This is a genomic window from Bacillus sp. TSO22 (assembly GCF_020223595.1).
GTDB lineage: Bacteria > Bacillota > Bacilli > Bacillales > Bacillaceae > Bacillus > Bacillus inaquosorum.
The window spans coordinates 86,534-108,077 of the sequence record NZ_JAHAWO010000004.1 but is presented as its reverse complement, the minus strand read 5'-3'; the positions used below and the strand labels follow the sequence as shown (position 1 = coordinate 108,077).

Annotated in this window: 21 protein-coding genes and 1 pseudogene; 6 read left to right on the top strand and 16 right to left on the bottom strand. The window is 45.1% G+C overall.

The window, feature by feature from the left end; genetic code table 11:
- The first annotated feature begins 71 nt into the window (after positions 1 to 71).
- Together gloA2 and racA are read left to right on the top strand one after the other, a co-directional pair.
- Positions 72 to 458 carry an SMU1112c/YaeR family gloxylase I-like metalloprotein gene (gene gloA2 / locus KHQ79_RS05495; protein ID WP_225514349.1) on the top strand — a complete coding sequence of 129 codons (387 nt, stop codon included), beginning with the start codon at positions 72 to 74 and terminating at the stop codon, positions 456 to 458.
- Positions 459 to 579: 121 nt separating this feature from the next.
- Positions 580 to 1,134 carry a chromosome-anchoring protein RacA gene (gene racA / locus KHQ79_RS05490; RefSeq protein WP_100275393.1) on the top strand — a complete coding sequence of 185 codons (555 nt, stop codon included), beginning with the start codon at positions 580 to 582 and terminating at the stop codon, positions 1,132 to 1,134.
- A 35-nt stretch (positions 1,135 to 1,169) separates the two neighbouring features.
- On the opposite strand, the gene KHQ79_RS05485 is transcribed toward racA, so the two are convergent.
- The 11 genes and pseudogenes from KHQ79_RS05485 to spo0F form a co-directional block, all read right to left on the bottom strand.
- Complete coding sequence (locus KHQ79_RS05485) at positions 1,170 to 2,129, bottom strand: AEC family transporter (RefSeq protein ID WP_003235811.1); 960 nt, start codon at positions 2,127 to 2,129, stop codon at positions 1,170 to 1,172.
- Positions 2,130 to 2,210: 81 nt separating this feature from the next.
- Entirely contained in the window at positions 2,211 to 3,908 is a 1,698-nt protein-coding gene (malS, locus tag KHQ79_RS05480; RefSeq protein ID WP_003235813.1) for an oxaloacetate-decarboxylating malate dehydrogenase, read from the bottom strand.
- 289 nt (positions 3,909 to 4,197) lie between these two features.
- A complete protein-coding gene (locus KHQ79_RS05475; protein ID WP_003235815.1) occupies positions 4,198 to 4,785 on the bottom strand; it encodes a thymidine kinase in 588 nt (195 codons plus the stop codon).
- A gap of 88 nt (positions 4,786 to 4,873) precedes the next feature.
- Positions 4,874 to 5,074 carry a 50S ribosomal protein L31 gene (gene rpmE, locus KHQ79_RS05470; protein ID WP_003151132.1) on the bottom strand — a complete coding sequence of 67 codons (201 nt, stop codon included), beginning with the start codon at positions 5,072 to 5,074 and terminating at the stop codon, positions 4,874 to 4,876.
- Positions 5,075 to 5,192: 118 nt separating this feature from the next.
- Entirely contained in the window at positions 5,193 to 6,476 is a 1,284-nt protein-coding gene (gene rho / locus KHQ79_RS05465; protein WP_003221939.1) for a transcription termination factor Rho, read from the bottom strand.
- Positions 6,477 to 6,506: 30 nt separating this feature from the next.
- A pseudogene (locus KHQ79_RS05460) lies at positions 6,507 to 6,669 on the bottom strand (hypothetical protein).
- Between the two features lie 212 nt (positions 6,670 to 6,881).
- Positions 6,882 to 7,847 (bottom strand): class II fructose-bisphosphatase, encoded by a 966-nt coding sequence (gene glpX, locus KHQ79_RS05455; RefSeq protein ID WP_225514347.1) that lies wholly within the window; start codon positions 7,845 to 7,847, stop codon positions 6,882 to 6,884.
- Between the two features lie 30 nt (positions 7,848 to 7,877).
- A complete protein-coding gene (locus tag KHQ79_RS05450; protein ID WP_003235821.1) occupies positions 7,878 to 9,167 on the bottom strand; it encodes a UDP-N-acetylglucosamine 1-carboxyvinyltransferase in 1,290 nt (429 codons plus the stop codon).
- Between the two features lie 378 nt (positions 9,168 to 9,545).
- The gene (fsa, locus tag KHQ79_RS05445; RefSeq protein ID WP_003235823.1) at positions 9,546 to 10,184 is read right to left on the bottom strand and encodes a fructose-6-phosphate aldolase; all 639 of its coding nucleotides are present in this window, start codon (positions 10,182 to 10,184) and stop codon (positions 9,546 to 9,548) included.
- A gap of 118 nt (positions 10,185 to 10,302) precedes the next feature.
- Positions 10,303 to 11,160 (bottom strand): class II fructose-bisphosphate aldolase, encoded by an 858-nt coding sequence (locus tag KHQ79_RS05440; RefSeq protein WP_003243339.1) that lies wholly within the window; start codon positions 11,158 to 11,160, stop codon positions 10,303 to 10,305.
- Positions 11,161 to 11,339: 179 nt separating this feature from the next.
- Entirely contained in the window at positions 11,340 to 11,714 is a 375-nt protein-coding gene (gene spo0F / locus KHQ79_RS05435) for a sporulation initiation phosphotransferase Spo0F (protein WP_003227621.1), read from the bottom strand.
- A gap of 165 nt (positions 11,715 to 11,879) precedes the next feature.
- Between spo0F and KHQ79_RS05430 the strand changes: the two genes are divergently transcribed.
- Positions 11,880 to 12,401: a DUF2529 domain-containing protein gene (locus KHQ79_RS05430; protein WP_119914394.1), complete on the top strand. Its 522-nt coding sequence runs from the start codon at positions 11,880 to 11,882 to the stop codon at positions 12,399 to 12,401.
- Between the two features lie 81 nt (positions 12,402 to 12,482).
- On the opposite strand, the gene pyrG is transcribed toward KHQ79_RS05430, so the two are convergent.
- The 4 genes from pyrG to KHQ79_RS05410 form a co-directional block, all read right to left on the bottom strand.
- A complete protein-coding gene (gene pyrG / locus KHQ79_RS05425; protein WP_003235830.1) occupies positions 12,483 to 14,090 on the bottom strand; it encodes a glutamine hydrolyzing CTP synthase in 1,608 nt (535 codons plus the stop codon).
- Between the two features lie 241 nt (positions 14,091 to 14,331).
- The gene (rpoE, locus tag KHQ79_RS05420; RefSeq protein ID WP_225514345.1) at positions 14,332 to 14,856 is read right to left on the bottom strand and encodes a DNA-directed RNA polymerase subunit delta; all 525 of its coding nucleotides are present in this window, start codon (positions 14,854 to 14,856) and stop codon (positions 14,332 to 14,334) included.
- A 182-nt stretch (positions 14,857 to 15,038) separates the two neighbouring features.
- The gene (gene acdA / locus KHQ79_RS05415; RefSeq protein WP_003235835.1) at positions 15,039 to 16,178 is read right to left on the bottom strand and encodes an acyl-CoA dehydrogenase AcdA; all 1,140 of its coding nucleotides are present in this window, start codon (positions 16,176 to 16,178) and stop codon (positions 15,039 to 15,041) included.
- Positions 16,175 to 18,292 (bottom strand): heterodisulfide reductase-related iron-sulfur binding cluster, encoded by a 2,118-nt coding sequence (locus KHQ79_RS05410; protein WP_225514344.1) that lies wholly within the window; start codon positions 18,290 to 18,292, stop codon positions 16,175 to 16,177. Before KHQ79_RS05410 ends, acdA begins: the two co-directional genes overlap by 4 nt.
- 154 nt (positions 18,293 to 18,446) lie before the next feature.
- On the opposite strand from KHQ79_RS05410, the gene cls reads away from it, so the two are divergent.
- The 3 genes from cls to KHQ79_RS05395 all read left to right on the top strand — a co-directional run bounded on the left by cls (position 18,447) and on the right by KHQ79_RS05395 (position 20,974).
- Positions 18,447 to 19,646 (top strand): cardiolipin synthase, encoded by a 1,200-nt coding sequence (gene cls / locus KHQ79_RS05405; RefSeq protein ID WP_225514342.1) that lies wholly within the window; start codon positions 18,447 to 18,449, stop codon positions 19,644 to 19,646.
- A gap of 12 nt (positions 19,647 to 19,658) precedes the next feature.
- Entirely contained in the window at positions 19,659 to 20,621 is a 963-nt protein-coding gene (gene uvsE / locus KHQ79_RS05400) for a UV DNA damage repair endonuclease UvsE (protein ID WP_225514340.1), read from the top strand.
- Between the two features lie 80 nt (positions 20,622 to 20,701).
- Positions 20,702 to 20,974 (top strand): hypothetical protein, encoded by a 273-nt coding sequence (locus tag KHQ79_RS05395; RefSeq protein WP_003235842.1) that lies wholly within the window; start codon positions 20,702 to 20,704, stop codon positions 20,972 to 20,974.
- A 41-nt stretch (positions 20,975 to 21,015) separates the two neighbouring features.
- Here KHQ79_RS05395 and KHQ79_RS05390 read toward each other — a convergent pair whose 3' ends face one another.
- Positions 21,016 to 21,540: a dihydrofolate reductase family protein gene (locus KHQ79_RS05390; RefSeq protein ID WP_225514338.1), complete on the bottom strand. Its 525-nt coding sequence runs from the start codon at positions 21,538 to 21,540 to the stop codon at positions 21,016 to 21,018.
- Positions 21,541 to 21,544: the final 4 nt, after the last annotated feature.

Sequence of the window (21,544 nt, the reverse complement as noted above, 5' to 3'; positions counted from 1 at the left end):
ACCCCAGTCAAAAGCATTTCAATCCCAGCTTGAAAAGCCTCCTCTGCTATACTGGGAATCGAGGAGGGATGATGTTGCTGAAATCCATACATCACATTGCAATCATATGTTCAGATTATGAAAAGTCGAAAGCTTTCTACGTACATAAGCTTGGTTTTCAAGTGATTCAAGAAACGTACCGCGAAGAGCGCGGCTCCTATAAGCTTGATTTGTCGCTTAACGGCACGTATGTCATTGAGCTGTTCTCGTTTCCCGATCCGCCCGCGCGCCAAACCCGGCCTGAAGCGGCAGGCCTGCGCCACCTTGCCTTCACAGTCAGCAGCTTGGATAAGGCGGTTCAGGAGCTTCATGAAAAAGGAATCGAAACAGAGCCGATCAGAATAGATCCGCTGACCGGCAAACGTTTCACCTTCTTTTTTGATCCGGACCAGCTTCCTTTAGAGCTGTATGAACAGTAACGGTTTTTGAAGAAAAAAAGGAGATACCCACTTTCTTTGCCGAATCTTTTCTTGTTTTGTCTAATAGGAAGGGAACCGCATTCTATGGTCGAATACCTAGCTAAAAAGGAGGTATGGGATCATGAATACAAATATGGTAGCAAGTGAACTCGGCGTCTCCGCAAAAACGGTGCAGCGGTGGGTAAAGCAGCTGAATCTTCCGGCCGAACGCAATGAGCTTGGACACTATTCGTTTACGGCAGAAGATGTAAAGGTTCTAAAATCTGTTCAAAAACAAATTTCTGAAGGCACGGCGATTCAGGATATTCATGTGCCGCAAAGCACTAAAAAGCGCACAGGCTTCCTTGTCCAAAAAACAAATGGCGACACAGAACGGAGAATCGAACAGCTCGAACAGAAGCTCGACGCCCTTTTACAGCAAAAGCAGGACGAAAACGAGCTGCTGGCAAGGATCGGGGAACTGGAACGCCAGCTAAAACAAAAAGCCGATGAGGGTGTATCTTATCAGCTGCTTCAGCACCGCAGAGAAATTGATGACATCCTTGCAGACCTACAATCACTGACCTCACAAATGAAAGAATTCACCGCCCAGCCGATCCCCGAGACTGCTGCTTCTTCTGAAAAAACAAAAACAAGAAAAAAACCGCTTTTATCACTTTTCAAATTTCAAACCTAAAGTAAAAAAGCTCCCTTTACGGGGAGCTTTTTTGATTACGCAGTAAGCGCAATAATAATCGGTAGTGAAATCAATGACAGAATCGCACTGACCACAAACGCAGTCGCAGTTTCTTCTTCTTGTTTCTCGAAACGAGTCGCAATCATGGCTGCAACAGCAGAACCAGGGAATGCTACAAGAAGGATTGCTTTTGTCATTTGGTCCGCTGGAAGTCCGACTGCAAGAGCAATCAGGAACATTAACGCAGGCTGAACCGCAACTTTTAGTAACGCAATACCGATAGCCGGCATACTGAGTTTGATTTTACGGATACCAACAGTAACACCGACAGCAAAGAGAGCAACACCAGATGTTGTGCTTCCAAGCTGATCAAGCATTTTAACACCCAGCTCAGGAAGAGTGAAGTTGAAAACCAGCACTAAGATCATACTGATTAACGGAGCAGCTGCAAGCGGCTCACAAAGGCCATGCAGGATTGATTTTCCTGTCATCTTCCAGAAGCTGTCGCCGTCCTTTTCGTTTTTCTTAGAAGACTCACCGACAGTAGCGATAATAATCGCAAGCGGATCAAGAATCGCGTTTACCACGATACCTGTAACCGCGATCGGAATCGCAACTTCATTCGCCCCGAACAAGCTTCCCAATACAGGAATACCCATAAATGCGAATGTTGGCTGTGCAGAGTTCAAAGAAAATACAGATGAGTTCGTTAAATCATACTTCAAGATAAATCTGCAAACCAAAAGAATGATGATATAGAAACCAACAATCCCAATAATTAAAGAAACCATCAATGGAACTTGTGATAAAAATTCACTTCTGGAAGTTGTCAAAATACCAGCGATAAAGTGAGCTGGAAGTGCGTATTTCGTTACTAACGTACTTACCCCTTTTGCCGACTTGGCATCATAACTTCCAAAATGTCCTGCAAACCAACCCAGCACAATAACAAAGAATATCGGTGCCAGGAGGATTAAGATATCTAAGATGCTCAAAATATTCTCCTCCAAATCCTATGTCCGTATACTTTAGCTTTACAAAAAGCTTTCCCTCGGACGAAAAAATTTACTCGCTAATTATTTCGCGATGACTTTTTTGTATTCAGGTGTCCACATTGCATCAAGGACAGCTTGTTTTACATCTTCAGGCTGACGATTTGCTACGCCTTCTTTAATTGCTGCTTCAGCAACGGCAATCGCAACTTGAATAGAAACTTCTTGAAGCTTATCGATGCTTGGAAGCAATCCTGCTCCAGGTGTTTCGAAGTCAACCATTTCAGCAATCGCATCAGCAGTTGCAGCAAACATCGCAGGCGTAATGATACGCGCTTCAGCTACAATTGAACCAAGTCCAAGACCAGGGAACGCGAATGCGTTGTTAGATTGTCCGATTTCATAAGAAACACCGTTGTATTCTACATTGTCAAATGGGCTTCCTGTTGCAATAAGCACTTTTCCGTCAGTCCATTTGAACAGATCTTCAGGAACTGCTTCAGCAAGGTGAGTCGGGTTAGACATCGGCATGATAACCGGACGGTCTACGTGAGATGCCATTTCTTTTACAATTTCCTCTGTGAACGCACCTGAAACCCCTGAAGTACCAATCAAGATCGTTGGTTTCGCTTGGCGAACCACTTCATCGAATGGAATTTGGCCTTTTTCATCGCGCTTCCAGTCTTTTACTTCATCCGCACTGCGTAGGTAAGGTTTTTGGAAATCAAGGATGCCTTCGATTTCTTCAGTCAGCAAGCCTCTGTAATCAAGTGTGTAGAAGCGTTTGTTAGCTTCTTCTTCAGATAATCCAGCAAGCACCATTGTGTCGCGGATTTGGTCAGCAATACCGATACCAGCAGAACCAGCACCGAAGACAACAACACGCTGATCTTTAATAGAAGCGCCAGTTTTCTTCATCGCCGCAAGCACACCAGCAAGTGTGATCGCTCCTGTACCTTGGATATCATCATTAAATGTAAGAATTTCATGATTGTATTTTTTCATGATATTACGTGCATTTTTGTTACCAAGGTCTTCCCAGTGAAGAAGCGCTTTAGGGAAGAATTTCAATGCCGCTTTTACATAAGCGTCAATGAAAGCTTCATAGCGTTCGCCTTGTACACGCTCATGCTTGTTACCAATATATAAAGGATCATTCAGAAGTTTTTCGTTGTTCGTACCGACATCAAGCACAACCGGGATAACACGGCTAGGGTCAATACCAGCTGCAGCAGTGTAAACAGCCAATTTACCGATTGCGATGTTAATACCGCCTACACCCCAGTCACCGATACCGAGAATACTTTCAGAGTCAGTAGCAACGATAAGATCAATATCTCCTGCAGTCGCATGAAGGTTTTCAAACGCTTTTTCAATACCGTCAATGTTGTCGATTGACAAGTAGATACCTTGAGGTCTTCTATATTCATGGCTGTATTCCTGAATCGCTTCACCAACTGTTGGTGTGTACACAACAGGAAGCATTTCGCGAAGATGGTTTTTCAGCAATTTATAGAAAAGAACTTCGTTACGGTTTGCAAGATCACTTAAGTAAACATTTTGACGAAGGCGGTCAGGCTGCGCTTGGAATTGCTCGTATGCGCGTTGTGCTTGTTGATCAAGAGAAAGTACAGTTGGCGGCAGAAGTCCTTCTAAGCCAAGTTCTTGTCTTTCTTCTACTGAAAAAGCAACGCCTTTATTTAAAGTAGGAATAGATAAAACTTCTTTCCCTCTAAGAGTTGTTTCTAAGTGGCCTTCTTTCGTTTTTTTTATGTTATTCAAGCAAATCTCCTTCTTTCTTGAAATAGTTAACCAAGTTAAGTAATAACCCATCTAAAATATGACCGATCATGATCTTTATGCGACTTTGTGACAATTATTCGAACAATGTCTCAAAACTATTTACATTACGTTAGTTATTTTATGCCTGTCAAAATCAAAATTCAAGAGAAGAAAATTACTTAATTTTTTAATACACTTAATTAAATTTTTTAATTGGATGTTATCAGAATATAAAAAAAACACCGGTGTTTTCACACGGTGCTTTCTATCTTTTTACCCATGTTTTGGGTTAATTTTTAGATTTTCCTGGGACTTCGTGATGATGTCTGCATCTTGCTTCATACGATTCGGATGCGCCCACCTTTATGACCGGATCATCGTAAGAAGCAGGTTTGCCGTCAATCAGGCGCTGTGTTCTGCTCGCCGGTGATCCGCAGACGGAACAGACGGCTTGCAGCTTCGTCACACTTTCCGCAATCGCCATAATATCCGGGACGACACCGAACGGCTCTCCTCTAAAATCCATATCAAGACCCGCTGCAATCACACGGTAGCCTTTATCGGCAAGAGATGATAATACCTCAACAATGTCTTGGTCAAAAAACTGCACTTCATCAACCGCAATCACATCCGTACTCTCACTGATGTGATCCCAAATGTCCGCAGCAGAAGAAATGGCATAGCTCGTCATGGATGTTCCATTATGGGAGACAACAGCATCTTCGCTGTAGCGATTATCAATCACAGGCTTAAATACCCTGACTTCCTGCTTGGCGTAAGTCGCTCTCTTCACTCTTCTGATCAGCTCTTCAGATTTCCCCGAGAACATGCTGCCGCAAATCAGCTCAAGCCACCCGCTTTGTTTCATTATGTACATAGGCTCCGCTCCCCTCTCTCTGCCAGCTGTGTTTTAGACAATATAAAAAACAGGCAAGACTGCTTCCTGCCTGTTGAAAAATCTATTATTACTTAAGACCGTATTTTTTGTTAAAGCGATCAACACGACCATCAGCAGAAGCGAATTTTTGACGGCCAGTGTAGAATGGGTGGCATTCAGAGCAAATCTCAACGCGTACCTCTTCTTTTACTGAGCCTGTTTCAAATTCATTTCCGCAAGCGCATTTAACTGTTGCTTTTTTGAAATTAGGATGAATTCCTGCTTTCATTGTATCCATCTCCTTCCGCCCTGAATCCCGTGTGGAAACAGAGTTATTATTTCGGAGCATTGTCCGAAACGCATATGAGAAAATTATATCAGTGATTTACTTCTTTTGCAAATACAATTTATCTTCTAGCAGATGATAGATTTGCCTGTTTCCATTCTTGATTGAGAATATCGAAAAATTCCTGGTTTGTTTTGGTTTTTTTCATTTTTCTCATGAATTTTTCTGCGAAATCAGGTGAATCAGACATCGTTTTGCGGATCGACCATAAACGATCAAGGTGCTCTTTAGGCACAAGCAGCTCTTCCTTGCGCGTTCCTGAACGGCGGATATCGATGGCCGGGAAGATGCGGCGCTCTGCCAGAGAGCGGTCAAGGTGTAACTCCATGTTGCCTGTTCCCTTGAATTCTTCATAAATGACATCATCCATACGTGACCCTGTATCGACAAGAGCCGTAGCAAGGATGGTTAAGCTGCCGCCCTCTTCGATATTTCTCGCTGCCCCGAAGAAGCGTTTCGGACGGTGGAACGCTGCTGGGTCAATCCCTCCGGAAAGCGTTCTTCCGCTCGGCGGAATCACTAAGTTGTAGGCGCGGGCAAGGCGTGTGATGCTGTCCATCAGGATGATGACATCTTTTTTATGTTCCACGAGACGCATTGCGCGCTCAAGCACAAGCTCGGCCACTTTGATATGGTTTTCCGGCACTTCATCAAACGTTGAGCTGACGACATCACCAGCTACAGAACGCTCGATATCGGTTACTTCCTCCGGTCTTTCATCGATCAAAAGCACGATGAGCTCTGCTTCAGGCTGATTCGCTGTAATGCTGTTGGCAATTTCCTTCAGCAGCATCGTTTTTCCGGCTTTTGGCGGCGCAACAATCAAACCGCGCTGTCCAAATCCGACCGGCGCCATCATATCCATAATTCTTGTAGACAAGAAGTTCGGCTTTGTTTCAAGCACCATTTGACGATCTGGATAAAGAGGTGTAAGCGCCGGGAAATGCACACGCTCTTTTGCTGATTCAGGATCATCTCCATTCACTGCTTCAACGTGCAAAAGTCCATAGTAACGCTCATTTTCTTTCGGCGGGCGAACCTTGCCTGAAACTTTGTCTCCGTTTCGCAAATCGAAACGGCGGATTTGTGAAGCTGAGATATAAATGTCTTCTGAGCTTGGAGAGTAGTTGATCGGTCTCAGGAAGCCGAAACCTTCAGACTGGATGATCTCAAGAACGCCTTCCATAAACAGCAGATCTTCCTGTTCTGCATTCGCTTTCAGAATGGCGAAAATGAGTTCTTTTTTTGTCAGTTTGCTGTAGTAGGAGATTTTATAATGTCTTGCAAGTTCATAAAGCTCTTTTAATTTCATATTTTCCAAAGAGGAAATAGATACGTCTTTCATAAAAACACCACGCTTTTCATAGTCAATATCTTACTCTGCACATGTAAATCTGCTGCTTTTGCACAACATCCGCCAAAGCACATTCTTTTTTTAACATAAAGGAACTTCTATCGGTAACACTTCCACCCATGATCGGCGCTTTTGTTAAAAGGATTGTCTTAATGAGTTTTGAAGGAAGCGAGGACAAAAACATGAGAAGATCAATACTTATATCGTCTGTATGCGGTAGAAATTGAAACTTTCCTAGTGCTTAAAAGAAGGAATTACGCAGTAAAAATCGCAGCACTCTTTATTTTTACCTTATTTCAAAAAATTATTCAACTGAAATAAGGTTTTGACACGGAATTGATAGAGTTGACTCTTTTCTGCAAAAGAAAAGCGGGCTCACACCCGCTTTTTCTTTTTTTATGGACGGATTACAAGATTTGGTTTCTTTTTCAGGCTGTGTCTGCCGTCAACGAAGCGGACTGTGCCTGATTTTGCACGGATAACTAAGCTTTCAGTTGTGCCGACAGAGCCTTTGAATTGAACGCCTTTTAACAGCTCGCCGTCAGTTACCCCGGTAGCTGCAAAAATCGCGTCATCACCCTTCACAAGGTCTTCCATACGGAGGACTTTGCTTAAATCAAGGCCCATTTTGTGGCAGCGTGTGATTTCTTCATCGCTTTGCGGAAGAAGTTTACCGATAATTTCTCCGCCCAGCGCTTTTAACGCAACAGCAGAAAGCACACCCTCAGGAGCTCCGCCTGATCCGAACAGGATGTCAACGCCCGTGTGGTCGAAAGCCGTGTTGATGGCGCCTGCGACATCGCCATCATTAATCAATTTGATTCTGGCGCCGGCGTCACGAAGCTCGGAAATAATTTTTGCGTGTCTTTCACGGTTTAAGATTGTGGCAACGACGTCCTCAACGTCCTTATTTTTCGCCTTTGCCACCGCTTTAAGGTTATCAATGACAGGTGCTTCAATATCAATACAGCCCACCGCTTCCGGACCGACTGCGATTTTTTGCATATACATGTCAGGAGCGTTCAGAAGCGTGCCGTGGTCTGCGACCGCGATAACCGTCAGCGCGTTCCAGCCGCCGCTTGCTAGGATGTTTGTGCCTTCAAGAGGGTCAACTGCGACATCGACGCGCGGGCCGTACCCGTTTCCGAGTTTTTCCCCGATATACAGCATCGGCGCCTCGTCCATTTCTCCTTCACCGATCACAACGGTTCCTTTCATCGGAACTGTATCAAAAACGTCTCTCATTGCGCTTGTTGCCGCTTCATCAGCCTCATCTTTTTTCCCCCGGCCCATCCATCTTGCAGATGCCAATGCCGCAGCTTCAGTCACACGTACCAATTCCATTGATAAACTTCTTTCCATTTCAACACGATCTCCTCTCACAAGAAACCATTATGAATTTTGAAGCTGTTCTATTTCTTCATCAGTCATTCTTTCACGCCAGATTGTTGCTCCTAGCCCCTCGAGCTTCTTCTCAAGGGTGCTGTATCCGCGGTCAATATGCTCCAAGCCCGTAATTTCCGTGACGCCGTCAGCCATCAGGCCGGCTACGACCAGACAGGCTCCGGCACGCAGATCACTCGCCTTCACTTTTGCGCCTTGAAGCTCGACAGGACCTGTGATGATGGCAGATCTGCCTTCTACTTTCATATTGGCACCCATCCGTCTCAGCTCATCAATGTGCTTGAATCTTGCCGAGTAAATGGTGTCCGTGACGACGCTTGTCCCTTTTGCCCTTGTCAGGAGTGCTGTCATCGGCTGCTGCAAATCAGTCGGAAAGCCCGGGTATACAAGGGTTTTGACATCAACCGGCTTTAAGTGCTTCTGCCCGCCGACAATGAGAAGCTGGTCGTCGCTTGTTTCGATATGATAGCCCATTTCTCTCAGCTTTGCCGTTAACGACTCAAGATGAGTGGGAATCACATTATCGATAATGACTTCCTTGCCCATTGCAGCCCCTGCAATCATAAATGTCCCGGCCTCAATTCTGTCCGGAATGATCGTATGCTTGCAGCCGTGCAGTTCCTTCACGCCATCGATTCGGATCACATTGGTTCCCGCACCTTTGATTTTGGCGCCCATGCTTGTAAGCAGTGTCGCGACATCAATGATCTCAGGCTCCTTGGCAGCGTTTTCGATGATCGTTTTTCCTTCTGCCAAAACAGCGGCAAGCATAATGTTAATGGTTGCCCCTACGCTTACGACATCTAGATAAATGCGTGCGCCTCTCAGCCTTTCAGCACGCAAATAAATGGCGCCTTGTTCATTGGTTACTTCAGCTCCAAGTGCTTCAAAGCCTTTAATATGCTGGTCAATCGGACGGGGGCCCAAGTGGCAGCCGCCGGGCAATCCGATGACGGCCTGCTTGAAGCGGCCGAGCATCGCCCCCATTAAATAATACGACGCGCGAAGCTTTTTTACTTTTCCGTTAGGAAGCGGCATGCTGATCATCGACGTGGGGTCAACAACCATTTCCCCATTCTCAAAATGCACGTTGCCGCCGATTTCCTTTAACAGGTCACGCAGCGTTTCAATATCTGAAATCTCTGGAAGCCCTTCAATTGTCACCTCGGAATTTGCCAAAATGGTTGCAGGTATTAATGCAACAGCACTGTTTTTAGCGCCGCTGATATGTACTGTACCGTTTAACGAGTCACCGCCGGCAATATTCAACTTTTCCATGATAGTCTCCTTCCATAAGAAGATAGCTGCGGAGCTAAATAAAATGTCATTTTATTCTGTCTCTGCAAATAAAGCTCATGTCCAAAATCTAGCCAATTCGAAGAGAAAGAATACAACACATTGTAAAATATCAGGAAGAAAATAGCGAAGCTTTGCGGGGCACAGGTTTCGAAAATTGCACAGAGACCCGCCGGCTCAAGAGACATCGTCGTCATCCGGCAAAAGCAGTACGCAAACCCTTCATTCCGATATCAGCTTCTGCAGCCCAATGATTCCTTCTCTGTAAAGCGGCGTTTGCATCTGAAGGTCCGCTGTATCAGGACGGTGAAAAACAAAGGCCGCGGCAAACAGGCATAAAGCTGTTTGCCGTCCTTTGCATTATTTATTCCAGTCTGCCAGGAATTGTTCGATTCCTTTGTCTGTTAACGGGTGCTTAGTGAGCGCATGAATGACTTTAAGCGGCATTGTGCCGATATGAGCCCCTCTTAAAGCGGCTTCTGTCACGTGCTGCGGATGGCGGATTGACGCCGCAATGATTTGTGTTTCAAGACCGTGAATGTCAAAAATCTGCTTGACGTCTGAAATCAGGTCAAGTCCGTTGTGGCCGATGTCATCTAAACGTCCCAGGAATGGTGATACATACGTTGCCCCTGCTCTGGCAGCAAGAAGCGCCTGGTTTGCATTGAAGATCAATGTGACGTTTGTTTTGATGCCTAAGTCAGTAAGTGCTCTTACCGCTTTTAAACCGTCAGACGTCATCGGGATTTTCACCGTAATGTTCGGTGCGATTTTCGCCAGTTCTTTTCCTTCCTCGATCATTTCCTCAGCTTTCAAAGAAATAACCTCTGCACTTACAGAGCCTTTCACGACGTCTGTGATCTCGCGAAGACGGTCGTGGAATGATACGTTAGCTTCTTTTGCTACTAAACTAGGATTCGTCGTTACACCGGCGAGAATTCCTAATTCATTCGCTTCTCTAATTTCATCGATATTAGCTGTATCAACAAAAAATAACATTTTCAAAAAGCCTCCCTGAGTAAGAAATTTTCTGAACTGTGAATATGATTGCGCTTTCTAAAGATAGACGGAAAACCGCCTGTCAAGCTGTCAGGCGGCTATAAACGTTCCAATTGAATTAAGCTTGGTTTGAAGAACCAAATTCACGCATTTTACCGATAACTGTTTCTTTGATCGCTTCACGAGCTGGTCCAAGATATTTACGTGGATCGTACTCGTCAGGCTTAGCTGCCAATGTTTCGCGAACAGCTTTTGCAGAAGAAATTTGGTTTTCAGTATTCACGTTGATTTTAGCTGTACCAAGTGAAATTGATTTTTTGATGTCAGCAGTCGGAATTCCAGTACCGCCGTGAAGAACTAGCGGAAGACCAGTTGATTTTCCGATCTCTTCCATTTCTTTGAAGCCAAGGTTTGGCTCACCTTTGTAAGGGCCGTGAACAGAACCTAATGCAGGTGCAAGGCAGTCGATGCCAGTGCGCTCAACAAGCTCTTGGCACTCTTTAGGATCAGCGTAGATTACGCCTTCAGCGATAACGTCATCTTCTTGTCCGCCTACTGTTCCAAGCTCAGCTTCTACAGATACTCCGTGGAAATGAGCAAGCTCAACAACTTTAGCAGTTGTTGCTACGTTTTCTTCAAATGGATGGTGAGAAGCGTCGATCATTACAGATGTGAAACCTGCATGAATCGCTTTCGCACAAGATTCAAAGCTTGAACCGTGGTCTAAGTGAATCGCAACAGGAACTGTCACTTTGTACTCTTCCATAAGTGCTTTTACCATAGCTACGACTGTTTTGAAGCCGCCCATGTAGCGTCCCGCACCTTCGGAAACACCAAGGATCACTGGAGATTTTTCTTCTTCAGCTGCTTGTAAAATCGCTTGAGTAAACTCAAGGTTGTTTAAGTTAAATTGTCCTACAGCATAACCTTTTTCTTTAGCTGTATTCAACATTTCCGTCATAGAAACTAAAGGCATGTCGAATGTCCTCCTTATGTAGCCTGATTGTCTTCTAGCGAAAAAAGCTTTCCACCCTAGCATGACCCATCTATTGCTGTCATATGTAAATACCAGATCGCTTTTTCTCCATAACTAGAATACCAACTTTTCGACAAATCGGCAACACAATGACATGATTCATTTGTTTCTTCTTTTTGTCAATTAGACTTCAGGGGCAGATATTTTTTCACGGCATCTCTGATTTCGTCGATGTCAAACGGCTTCGCAAAGTGCGTCAAAGCGCCCAGTTCCTTTGATTCCTGGATCATGTCGAGCTCTCCGTATGCCGTCATGATGATCACCCGGATGTTTTCATCAATGACCTTCATCCGTTTTAAGATTTCGATACCGTCCATGCCGGGAATTTTCATGTCCAGAAGCACAAGGTCGGGCCGTTCTTTTGTCACGATGTCAAGCGCCTGCAGGCCGTTTGCAGCCTGAAACGTCTGGTAGCCTTCTTTATTGAATACTTCGTTAAGCAAAATACGTATGCCGTATTGATCATCAACGATTAAAATTTTTTCATTCATCATTTTACACCCCAATATTATGATTTTCGTCAAAAGTAAGCAGTAGTGTATGTATTCTGTTTGATTTTCCTATTTCCTTTAATTATAATAGTCTACTTTACGACATTTTCTGAGCATTTTCTCTTTTGTTGTATACTGATATTGTACGTTATAAAGGAGGATTCACTTATGTTGAAAATATTTACGACGCAGTTAACAGGTATTTTTTCCCGCATTCAGGATAAGGAATCTGACGCGATTGAAGATGGGGCGCGGCTGCTTGCTCAAGCGGTGATCAGCGGGCATTCCATTTATTTATATGGAGCTAATGAGCTTCAGGGCGTCTTTTATGAGGCCACCGAAAGCAAAGAACCCTTCCCATCCGTCAAAGCCTTTCCAGAAAGCGCTGAGGAAGTGACAGAAAGCGACAGGGTGCTGATGTTTTGCTCAGGGACGGGCACAGCCGAAGAGCAGGCGCTGGCGAAAGAGCTTTATGAAAAAGGTGCGGGAGTCGTATGCGTATCGCCTTCAGCTAAAGACAGTGCGGGAATTGAACAATATTGTGATGTGCATATTGATTCTAAATTAAAAATGCCGCTTGTGCCCGATGAAGACGGCACCCGTTACGGATTTCCCTCATTAATGACTGCACTGTATGTCTACCATGCTTTATCGTTCACATTAAAAGAAATTCTGCAAGAGTATGCATAATATCTTATTGTACATGCTGTCTCTTGCCGGAAACAAATAAAAAAGACTTGCCCGCTTTTGACAAACGGCAAGTCTTTTTTATCACTTCTGATTTGCAGCTTCGACAGACGCTCCGATAAAGCCTTTGAATAACGGCTGAGGTCTTGTCGGTCTTGACTTAAACTCTGGGTGGAACTGAGAAGCCACGAACCAAGGGTGGTCTTTCAGCTCGATAATTTCAACAAGGCGTCCGTCAGGGCTTGTGCCTGAGAATACGAAGCCTTGGTCTTCCATTTGCTGTCTGAATTCGTTGTTGAATTCATAACGGTGGCGGTGACGCTCATACACCACTTCATCCTGATACACTTCAAAGGCTTTCGTGCCTTCTTCAAGCTTACAAGGGTAAAGGCCGAGACGAAGCGTTCCGCCGAGATCTTCAACATCCTTCTGTTCAGGAAGAAGGTCGATGATCGGGTATTGCGTTGACGGATCAATTTCCGCTGAGTGAGCGCCTTTTAAGCCCAGTACGTTTCGTGCGTATTCAATAGACGCAACCTGCATGCCCAAGCAAATGCCCAAGAACGGAATTTTGTTTTCGCGTGCGTATTTTGTTGCGACGATCTTACCTTCAACACCGCGGTCTCCGAATCCGCCCGGCACGATGATGCCGTCCGTTCCGCTTGTGAGCTCTTCGATGTTGCTTTCTGTCACTTCTTCCGCGTTGATCCATTTTACTTTTACATCTGTGTCAAACGCATAGCCCGCATGGCGGAGAGACTCGACAACAGAGATGTATGCGTCAGGAAGCTCAACGTATTTACCGACAAGGCCGATTGTGATCGTTTGAGACAGGTTGCTGACTTTGTTCACAAGCTCATGCCACTCGGACATTTCCGCCTCTTTGCATTCCAATTTCATGTGCTCGCAAACGAGCTTATCAAGCCCTTGTTTTTGAAGCTCGAGCGGAATGGAGTAAAGGTTGTCCGCATCTTCACACTCGATAACCGCTTTTGTATCGATGTCGCAGAATAGTGCGATTTTATCTTTCATATCTTGAGAAATCGGCATTTCTGTACGAACGACGATGATGTTTGGCTGAATGCCCAAGCTGCGCAATTCTTTTACGCTGTGCTGTGTCGGTTTTGTTTTTAATTCACCCGCAGCTTTAATGTAAGGAACAAGCGTACAGTGGATGTACATTACGTTTTCACGGCCGATGTCGCTCTTCATTTGGCGGATCGCTTCAAGGAATGGCAGTGATTCGATGTCTCCGACAGTACCGCCGATTTCTGTAATGACAACATCTGCGTTTGTTTCTTTCCCCGCTCGGTAAACACGGTCTTTCAGTTCGTTTGTGATGTGCGGGATGACCTGTACGGTTCCGCCAAGGTAGTCTCCGCGGCGTTCTTTTTTAAGAACTGTTGAATAAATTTTACCTGTTGTCACGTTGCTGAATTTATTCAGGTTGATGTCGATAAAACGCTCATAGTGACCAAGGTCCAAGTCTGTTTCAGCGCCGTCATCCGTTACGAATACTTCACCGTGCTGGTACGGGCTCATTGTTCCCGGGTCAACGTTGATGTATGGGTCGAATTTTTGAATCGTCACGTTCATTCCGCGGTTTTTCAGCAAACGTCCTAATGAAGCTGCTACAATACCCTTTCCAAGTGAGGATACAACTCCCCCAGTTACAAAAATATATTTCGTCATTTCGTTTGCTCCTCTCTTCGCTCTTAGCTACATTTTTAAAATGTACTATTTTATAAAAAATCATTTAGCCTTTTAAATGATTTATAAGAAAAATGAGGGGTGAAAATAAGAAAGCTCCCTTTCAATTTCTTGAAAGGGAGCATAACGTACTATGTTCTCTCTTCGTTTTTGAAGAGCCCAAAATACATACTACATAGTTCGACTATGAAAGTCAAGATCGTTTTGAAGATGAAATCTTTTACTATTTGAGATCCTCTTCTTCTTCTTCTTCATAGTCTTCATCATCTTCATCAATAATATCCTCTTCGATCTCAAGATCGTCGTCGTCTTCATCGAGATCTTCATCGTCAAAATCGTCGGTGTCAAGATCAAGTTCTTCCTCGACTTCATCTAAATCAATGTCGTCTTCGTCGATCTCTTCAAACTCGTCAAGATCAAGATCTTCTTCGACTGCTTTCTTCGCTTTTTTCTTTTTCGCCTTGACTGTCGGCTGCGTTTCTTCGTCAAGCTGATCATACGGATACCAGCTGCGAAGCCCCCAAGTCTGGTCAGAAAGCGCCAGGAAGCGGCCGTCAATGTTTAAATCTGTATAAAATTGAGCGATGCGGTCTCCAAGCTCTTCTTTTGTCACGCCGAGCAAAGATGCGATTTCTTTTAAAAGCTCCTGAAATGGAACTGGTTTTTTATGTTCTTCAAATAATTCGTGAGCGATTTCAACTAAAGCCATTTCCTTTAGCTCTTCCTGTGAATATTGTTTGATACCCAAGGTCGGACACTCCCTTTCTATTACATATATGTATCTGTTTTATCAATAATGAAAGCGATTTTGTATCGTTCTTATACAAACCATACCTCTCATTATAAACAAAATAAAACAGAATATGCTACCCTTAACGGCGTTAATTTAAATAATTTTACAAGAGTGATCCGACTGATAGATGTTTTGCATCAATCCGCGAGCATTCGGGAGATGACAAGTCTTTGAATTTCTTGAGTGCCTTCATAGATTTGCGTGATTTTTGCATCACGCATATAGCGTTCAACCGGATAATCTTTTGTATAGCCGTAGCCGCCGAAAATCTGCACGGCTTCGGTCGTCACCTTCATCGCCGTATCCCCCGCCAGCAGTTTGGACATGGCAGAAGCTTTTCCATATGGAAGGCCTGATGATTCAAGCCACGCCGCCTGATAGGTCAATAGCCTTGAAGCTTCTATCATTGTAGCCATATCTGCGAGTTTAAAAGCGATGCCCTGCTGCTCGGCGATCGATTTTCCGAATTGCTTTCTCTCTTTTGCGTATTGCAGCGCCGCATCAAGCGCCCCCTGAGCGATTCCCACAGCTTGAGCGGCAATGCCGTTTCTGCCTCCGTCTAGCGTCTTCATCGCGATTTTGAAGCCTTCCCCTTCTTCTCCGAGTCGGTTTGCTGCAGGCACAACACAATCTTCGAACGTGATTTCCGTTGTCGGGGACGAACGGATGCCCAGCTTCTTTTCTTTCTTGCCTGTCAAAAATCCTTCGAAATCCTTTTCTACTATAAAAGCGGAAATGCCTTTTTTCTTTTTTTCGGGATCGGTGACGGCAAAAACAATATAAATATCCGCAATCCCGCCGTTTGTGATAAACACTTTTGAACCATTTAACACATAATCATCGCCGATTCGTTCAGCAGTTGTTTTCATGCCGCCGGCGTCAGAACCGGACCCTGCTTCGGTCAAAGCGAAAGCGCCGATTTTCTCTCCGAGGGCAAGCTGTGTTAAGTGCTCTGTCTTCTGTTCTTCCGTCCCAAAGGCAAACAGCGGCCAGCTGCATAGAGAGATATGGGCGGAAAGCGTCACACCGGTGGAGGCGCACACTTTCGAAAGCTCCTCCACCGCGATGACGTAAGCCAGAAAGTCACTTCCGATTCCTCCGTAATCTTCAGGCCACGGGATTCCCGTCAGCCCTAGATTCGCCATTTCCCGAAACAGCTCGCGGTCGAAGCGTTCTTGTTCGTCGCGTTCTGCCGCTGTCGGGGCCACTTCATGCTTTGCAAAATCACGGACCAATTTCCTGATCATTTCGTGTTCTTCTGATAATGAAAAATTCATGGCTTCTCCCCCATTTTCATATCAGCGCCTAAGACAGATTGGGCCAGAAGCTCGGCGACGTCATACGTTTTGACCCGGTCTTCGGCTTCTTTCGCCTTTGTGCCGTCCCCAAGCATCGTGAGACAGTACGGACAGCCGGAGCTGATTACCGATGGGTTGACCGCGAGTGCTTGCTCTGTCCTGGCGACGTTAATCCTGTTGCCCGTTTCTTCCTCCATCCACATTAATCCCCCGCCGGCGCCGCAGCACATGCCGGTTTCCCGGTTTCTTTCCATTTCAATCAGCTGTACGCCCGGAATGGCTTTCAAAATCTCCCTCGGCGGATCATAGACTTCGTTGTACCGGCCCAAGTAACATGAATCATGGAAGGTAATCGCCTCTTGAAGCGGGTGCTGCGGTTTTAATTTCCCGTTCTTCACCAGCTCGGCCAGCACTTCTGTATGATGATAAACCTCGCCTTCAAATCCGAAATCCGGATATTCGTTTTTAAATAAATTGTATGCGTGCGGGTCGATCGTAACGATTTTTTTGATATCATTTTTTTCAAATTCAGAGATATTCTTCTCAGCCAGCTCTTGGAACAAAAATTCATTTCCGAGGCGGCGCGGCGTGTCTCCTGAATTTTTTTCTTTATTGCCGAGGATCGCGAAGGACACGCCCGCGTGATTGAGCAGCTTGGCAAAGGAGACCGCGATTTTCTGGCTTCTGTTGTCGTAAGACCCCATGGAACCGACCCAGAAAAGGTACTCAAATTCTTTTCCTTCTTTTTTCATTTCTTTTACGGTCGGAATCTCGGCTTCCGGCGCCGCGTCACGCCAATTTTCACGTTCCTTGCGGTTGAGGCCCCACGGATTTCCCTGCCGCTCGATACTGGTCATGGCGCGCTGTGCGTCACTGTCCATTTTTCCTTCTGTCAGTACGAGGTAGCGGCGGAGGTCGATGATTTTATCCACGTGTTCGTTCATGACGGGGCATTGATCCTCGCAATTCCGGCAAGTCGTACACGCCCAAATTTCTTCCTCTGTGATGACGTCGCCGATCAAGCTCGGATTGTAATCCAGCGCGGCGGCGGCTTCCTGCGATCCGCTGCCCGCTGACGCTGCCGCCAGCTGATTGCCTCTCGTATGCCGGAACGCTGCCGCGGGCACCCAAGGCGAGCGTGAGGTGACGGCCGCGCCTTTTTCTGTGAGATGGTCTCTGAGGCGCAAAATCAAGTCCATCGGCGACAGCATTTTTCCGGTGCCTGTTGCAGGACACATATTGGTGCAGCGGCCGCACTCGACACACGCGTACAGATCAAGCAGCTGGGACTGCCTGAAATCTTCTATTTTCCCCGCTCCGTAGCTTTCTTTCGTTTCGTCGGTAAAATCGATTTTTTCAAGCTTTCCGGCCGATTCCATTCTGTTGAAAAAAACATTGGCAGGTCCGGCGATTAAATGGGCATGCTTCGACTGAGGCACGTACACTAAAAAGCTCAGCAAAAACAGAAGATGGACCCACCATGCGATATAGAAAATGACCGCCGCGCCTGTTTTCCCAATTCCGCCAAGCAAAAACGCAATACCAGATGCTATCGGCTCGCTCCAAGAAAGCCCGTGCTCATGCCAGATCAGATTCATCCCGTTTCCAAGCAGAACCGTCAGCATTAACCCCCCAATAAAAATGAGAACAAGTCCTGCTTTGAAACCGCGTTTCAGCCTGACGAGCTTTTCGATATAACGTCTGTAGAATGCCCAGCCCACAGCAATTAAAATGAGAAACGTAACGATTTCCTGAAAAAAGGTGAAAGCGGGATAGACAGGGCCAAGCGGCAGATTCCGATCGGGAGCCAGTCCTTTGATGATAAAGTCAATAGCTCCGAACTGAACCAATATAAATCCGTAGAAAAACATGACGTGAATGATTCCGCTTTTCTTGTCCTTGAGCAGTTTTTTCTGTCCGAATACATTCACCCAAATGGCGTGAAGCCGTTCCTTGATCCGTTTATCAAATTGTTCTTTCTGGCCGAGCCTGATGTAGGCCAGTCTCGTTTTGACCAAGTAAACAAACAAATAGACAGCGTAAGCGGTTACAACCAGAAATAACAATGCATTTGCGATGAGAAAGCCGCTCATTCCAATTCCCCCTTTTTACTGATAAAGACCGCGATCCCCTACCCTCGAATCTGTATAAGATTATCTTTATGATAAATAATGAATGAGTGTTCAGTCAATAATTAAATTCCTGCTGTTCGGGCACACTATCTTTACTACGGAAAGGAGTGCCGGGATGAAGATATTTTTCGTGATTCTCATCATTGTCATCATACTATTGGCTTTCATTCTGCTTGATATCTTCATGGGACGCGCCATTTATAAAAAAAACGCGTACGAGCCTGTTTTTTCAAATAAGAAGAGCGATATTCAATTGATCCACTGCGGTGCTGATCTTGTGGAACGGATGATGGAAGACATCCGCCAGGCCGTTTCTTCAGTTCACGTTATGTTTTTTATTATGAAAAACGATGAGGTCAGCCACAATATGTTTACGCTGCTGAAAGCAAAAGCACAAGCCGGTGTTTCTGTTTATTTGCTGCTGGATTGGTCCGGCAGCCAAAAAATTAAAAAACCGGCGCTGATGACGATGAAAAATGCCGGGGTTCAGGTTCATTTTCTTAACAAGCCTCGTTTTCCTTTTTTCTTTTTTCATATGCAAAAACGGAATCACCGGAAAATCGCTGTGATAGACGGAAAAATCGGCTATATCGGCGGGTTTAACATCGGTGAGGAATACCTGGGAAAGAAGGCGAAGTTCGGCAATTGGGAGGATTATCATTTGCGTATGAAGGGGGAAGGCGTCCGCGATCTTCAGACGCTTTTTACCGCCGACTTGAAACGAAATACCGGATCAGCTGAACTAAGCCCGGATGTTTGGCCGGAGCTTCCACAAGGGAATATCTCTCATAAGATTTATGCGACTGACGGTTATTCTCTTGAAAAAACGTATTTGGCAAATATCGCGAAGGCAAAAGAGCGCATTACCATTTGCACACCTTATTATATTCCGACAAAATCACTTCAGCAGGCCTTGGTCAAAGCAAGAAAAAACGGTGTAGCCGTTACGATCATCGTGCCGATGAAATCAGATCATCCACTAGTCAGAGAAGCAGCTTATACGTATTATTCGGAGCTCTTGGATGCCGGCTGTCTTATCTACCGCTTTTATCAGGGGTTTTATCATGTGAAAGCCCTGATTATTGACGATCATTTCAGCATCATCGGCACCGCCAATTTTGATCAGCGAAGCTTCTTTTTAAATGAAGAGGTGAATGTTGAAATTGATGATAAAGCTTTTACAAAAGAAGTCTATGCCACGATTGAAGAGGATATTAAAAGGTCGGAGCTGCTGACTAAGGAGAATTTCAAAAAACGCACATTCAGGCAGCGCCCGGCGGAATGGCTTGGCAGAGCAATATCTTATTTTTTATAAAGGAGAGTTCCTATGATTTTCAGATTCGGGTTCGTTTCAAACGCGATGAGCCTTTGGGATGCGTCTCCCGCTAAAACATTAACATTCGCGCGTTATTCCAAGCTTGCAAAGGATGAAAGAAAAGAAGCGCTTCTGACTGTGACAAAAGCCAATTTGCGCAATACGATGAGAACCCTTCACTATATCATCGGCCACGGCATTCCTTTGTACCGTTTTTCCAGCTCGATTGTTCCGCTGGCCACGCATCCTGATGTGATGTGGGATTTTGTGACGCCGTTTCAAAAGGAATTTCGGGAGATCGGGGAGCTTGTCAAAACACATCATCTGCGAACAAGCTTTCACCCCAACCAATTCACTCTGTTTACGAGCCCGAAGGAATCCGTCACAAAAAATGCGGTAACCGATATGGCGTATCACTACCGCATGCTTGAAGCCATGGGCATTGCTGATCGCTCAGTTATCAACATTCATATTGGCGGCGCTTACGGAGATAAAGAAACTGCCACTGCTCAATTTCAGCAAAATATGAAGCAGCTGCCGCAGGAGATCAAACAGCGAATGACGCTTGAAAATGATGATAAAACATATACGACGGAAGAAACACTTCAGGTCTGTGAAAAAGAGGATGTTCCGTTTGTCTTTGACTTTCATCATTTTTACGCCAATCAAGATGATCACGCCGACCTGAATGAAGCACTGCCCCGGATGATCAAAACGTGGGAGCGGATCGGGCTGCAGCCAAAGGTTCACCTGTCTTCCCCAAAATCGGAGCAAACCATACGCAGCCATGCCGATTATGTTGACGCCAACTTTTTGCTGCCGCTCTTGGAACGCTTCAGGCAATGGGGAACAAATATTGATTTCATGATTGAAGCAAAACAGAAAGACAAGGCGCTTCTCCGCCTGATGGATGAATTAAGCTCCATCCGCGGCGTCAAACGCATCGGCGGCGGCACGCTGCAATGGAAATCTTAAATGTGCAAAATCAGGTTTACAGATCGTCGGCTCTGGGAACATACGCTATATAAGACAACAATCGATGGAGGAGAAAGATCATGAAAAACATCAAGTCTCTGAAAGTAGCCGCACAGGCATTTACTTTAAGAAATTTGATTCATCTTTATAAAATGTGCCATTCCGGAAGCCACGAGGTTTATATTTATTCGAAGAAAACGATGTGCAAAATCAAAAGCTTAATTGAGCTTGAAACGTTCCGCATGGCTCATAATGAAAAGGAATATTTGATTGTAGTGGAAGGAACCAAAGCATCACAGCTGATTGAAAAATTCCAAAATATCGTCGAGCCTGCTGAAAAAGAGGCGCTTTAACTTACATATAAAAAGGATAGACATCTTGTCTATCCTTTTTCTTATGGCCTTACATAATGGAGCTGAACCGCCTGTCCAAATTGTTTCATCCCTTTTAACCGCAGCTTTGTTTCATTTGTTAGTTCGTGAAACAGCGGGATGCCGCTCCCTAAAACGACTGGAATAATGGTGATGATGAATTCGTCGATGGCGTCTTCTTTCATAAAGGCATTCACCAGCTCTGCCCCGCCTGCTATCCAGATGTTTAAGCCTTTATCCCGTTTCAAACGGTCAGTAAAGGCCTTGGCTCTCTCATTGATAAATGTCACATGTTCATCCTGATAACTGCCGGGCGTTCCTGTGAAAACGTAGCATGTTTTATCCTGATACGGGAAAACCGGTGTGAGGATTTTGACGTGTTCATATGTGCTCCGGCCTAAGATGACGGTATCAATCGTCTGATAAAAATCACTGTATCCGTTATCGCCTTCACCTTCAAATTCATCCAGCCAATCGATGCTTCCATCTTCTCTCGCGATCATCCCGTCCAATGAAACGGCAATGTACAGCACATTTTTTCTATCCATATTT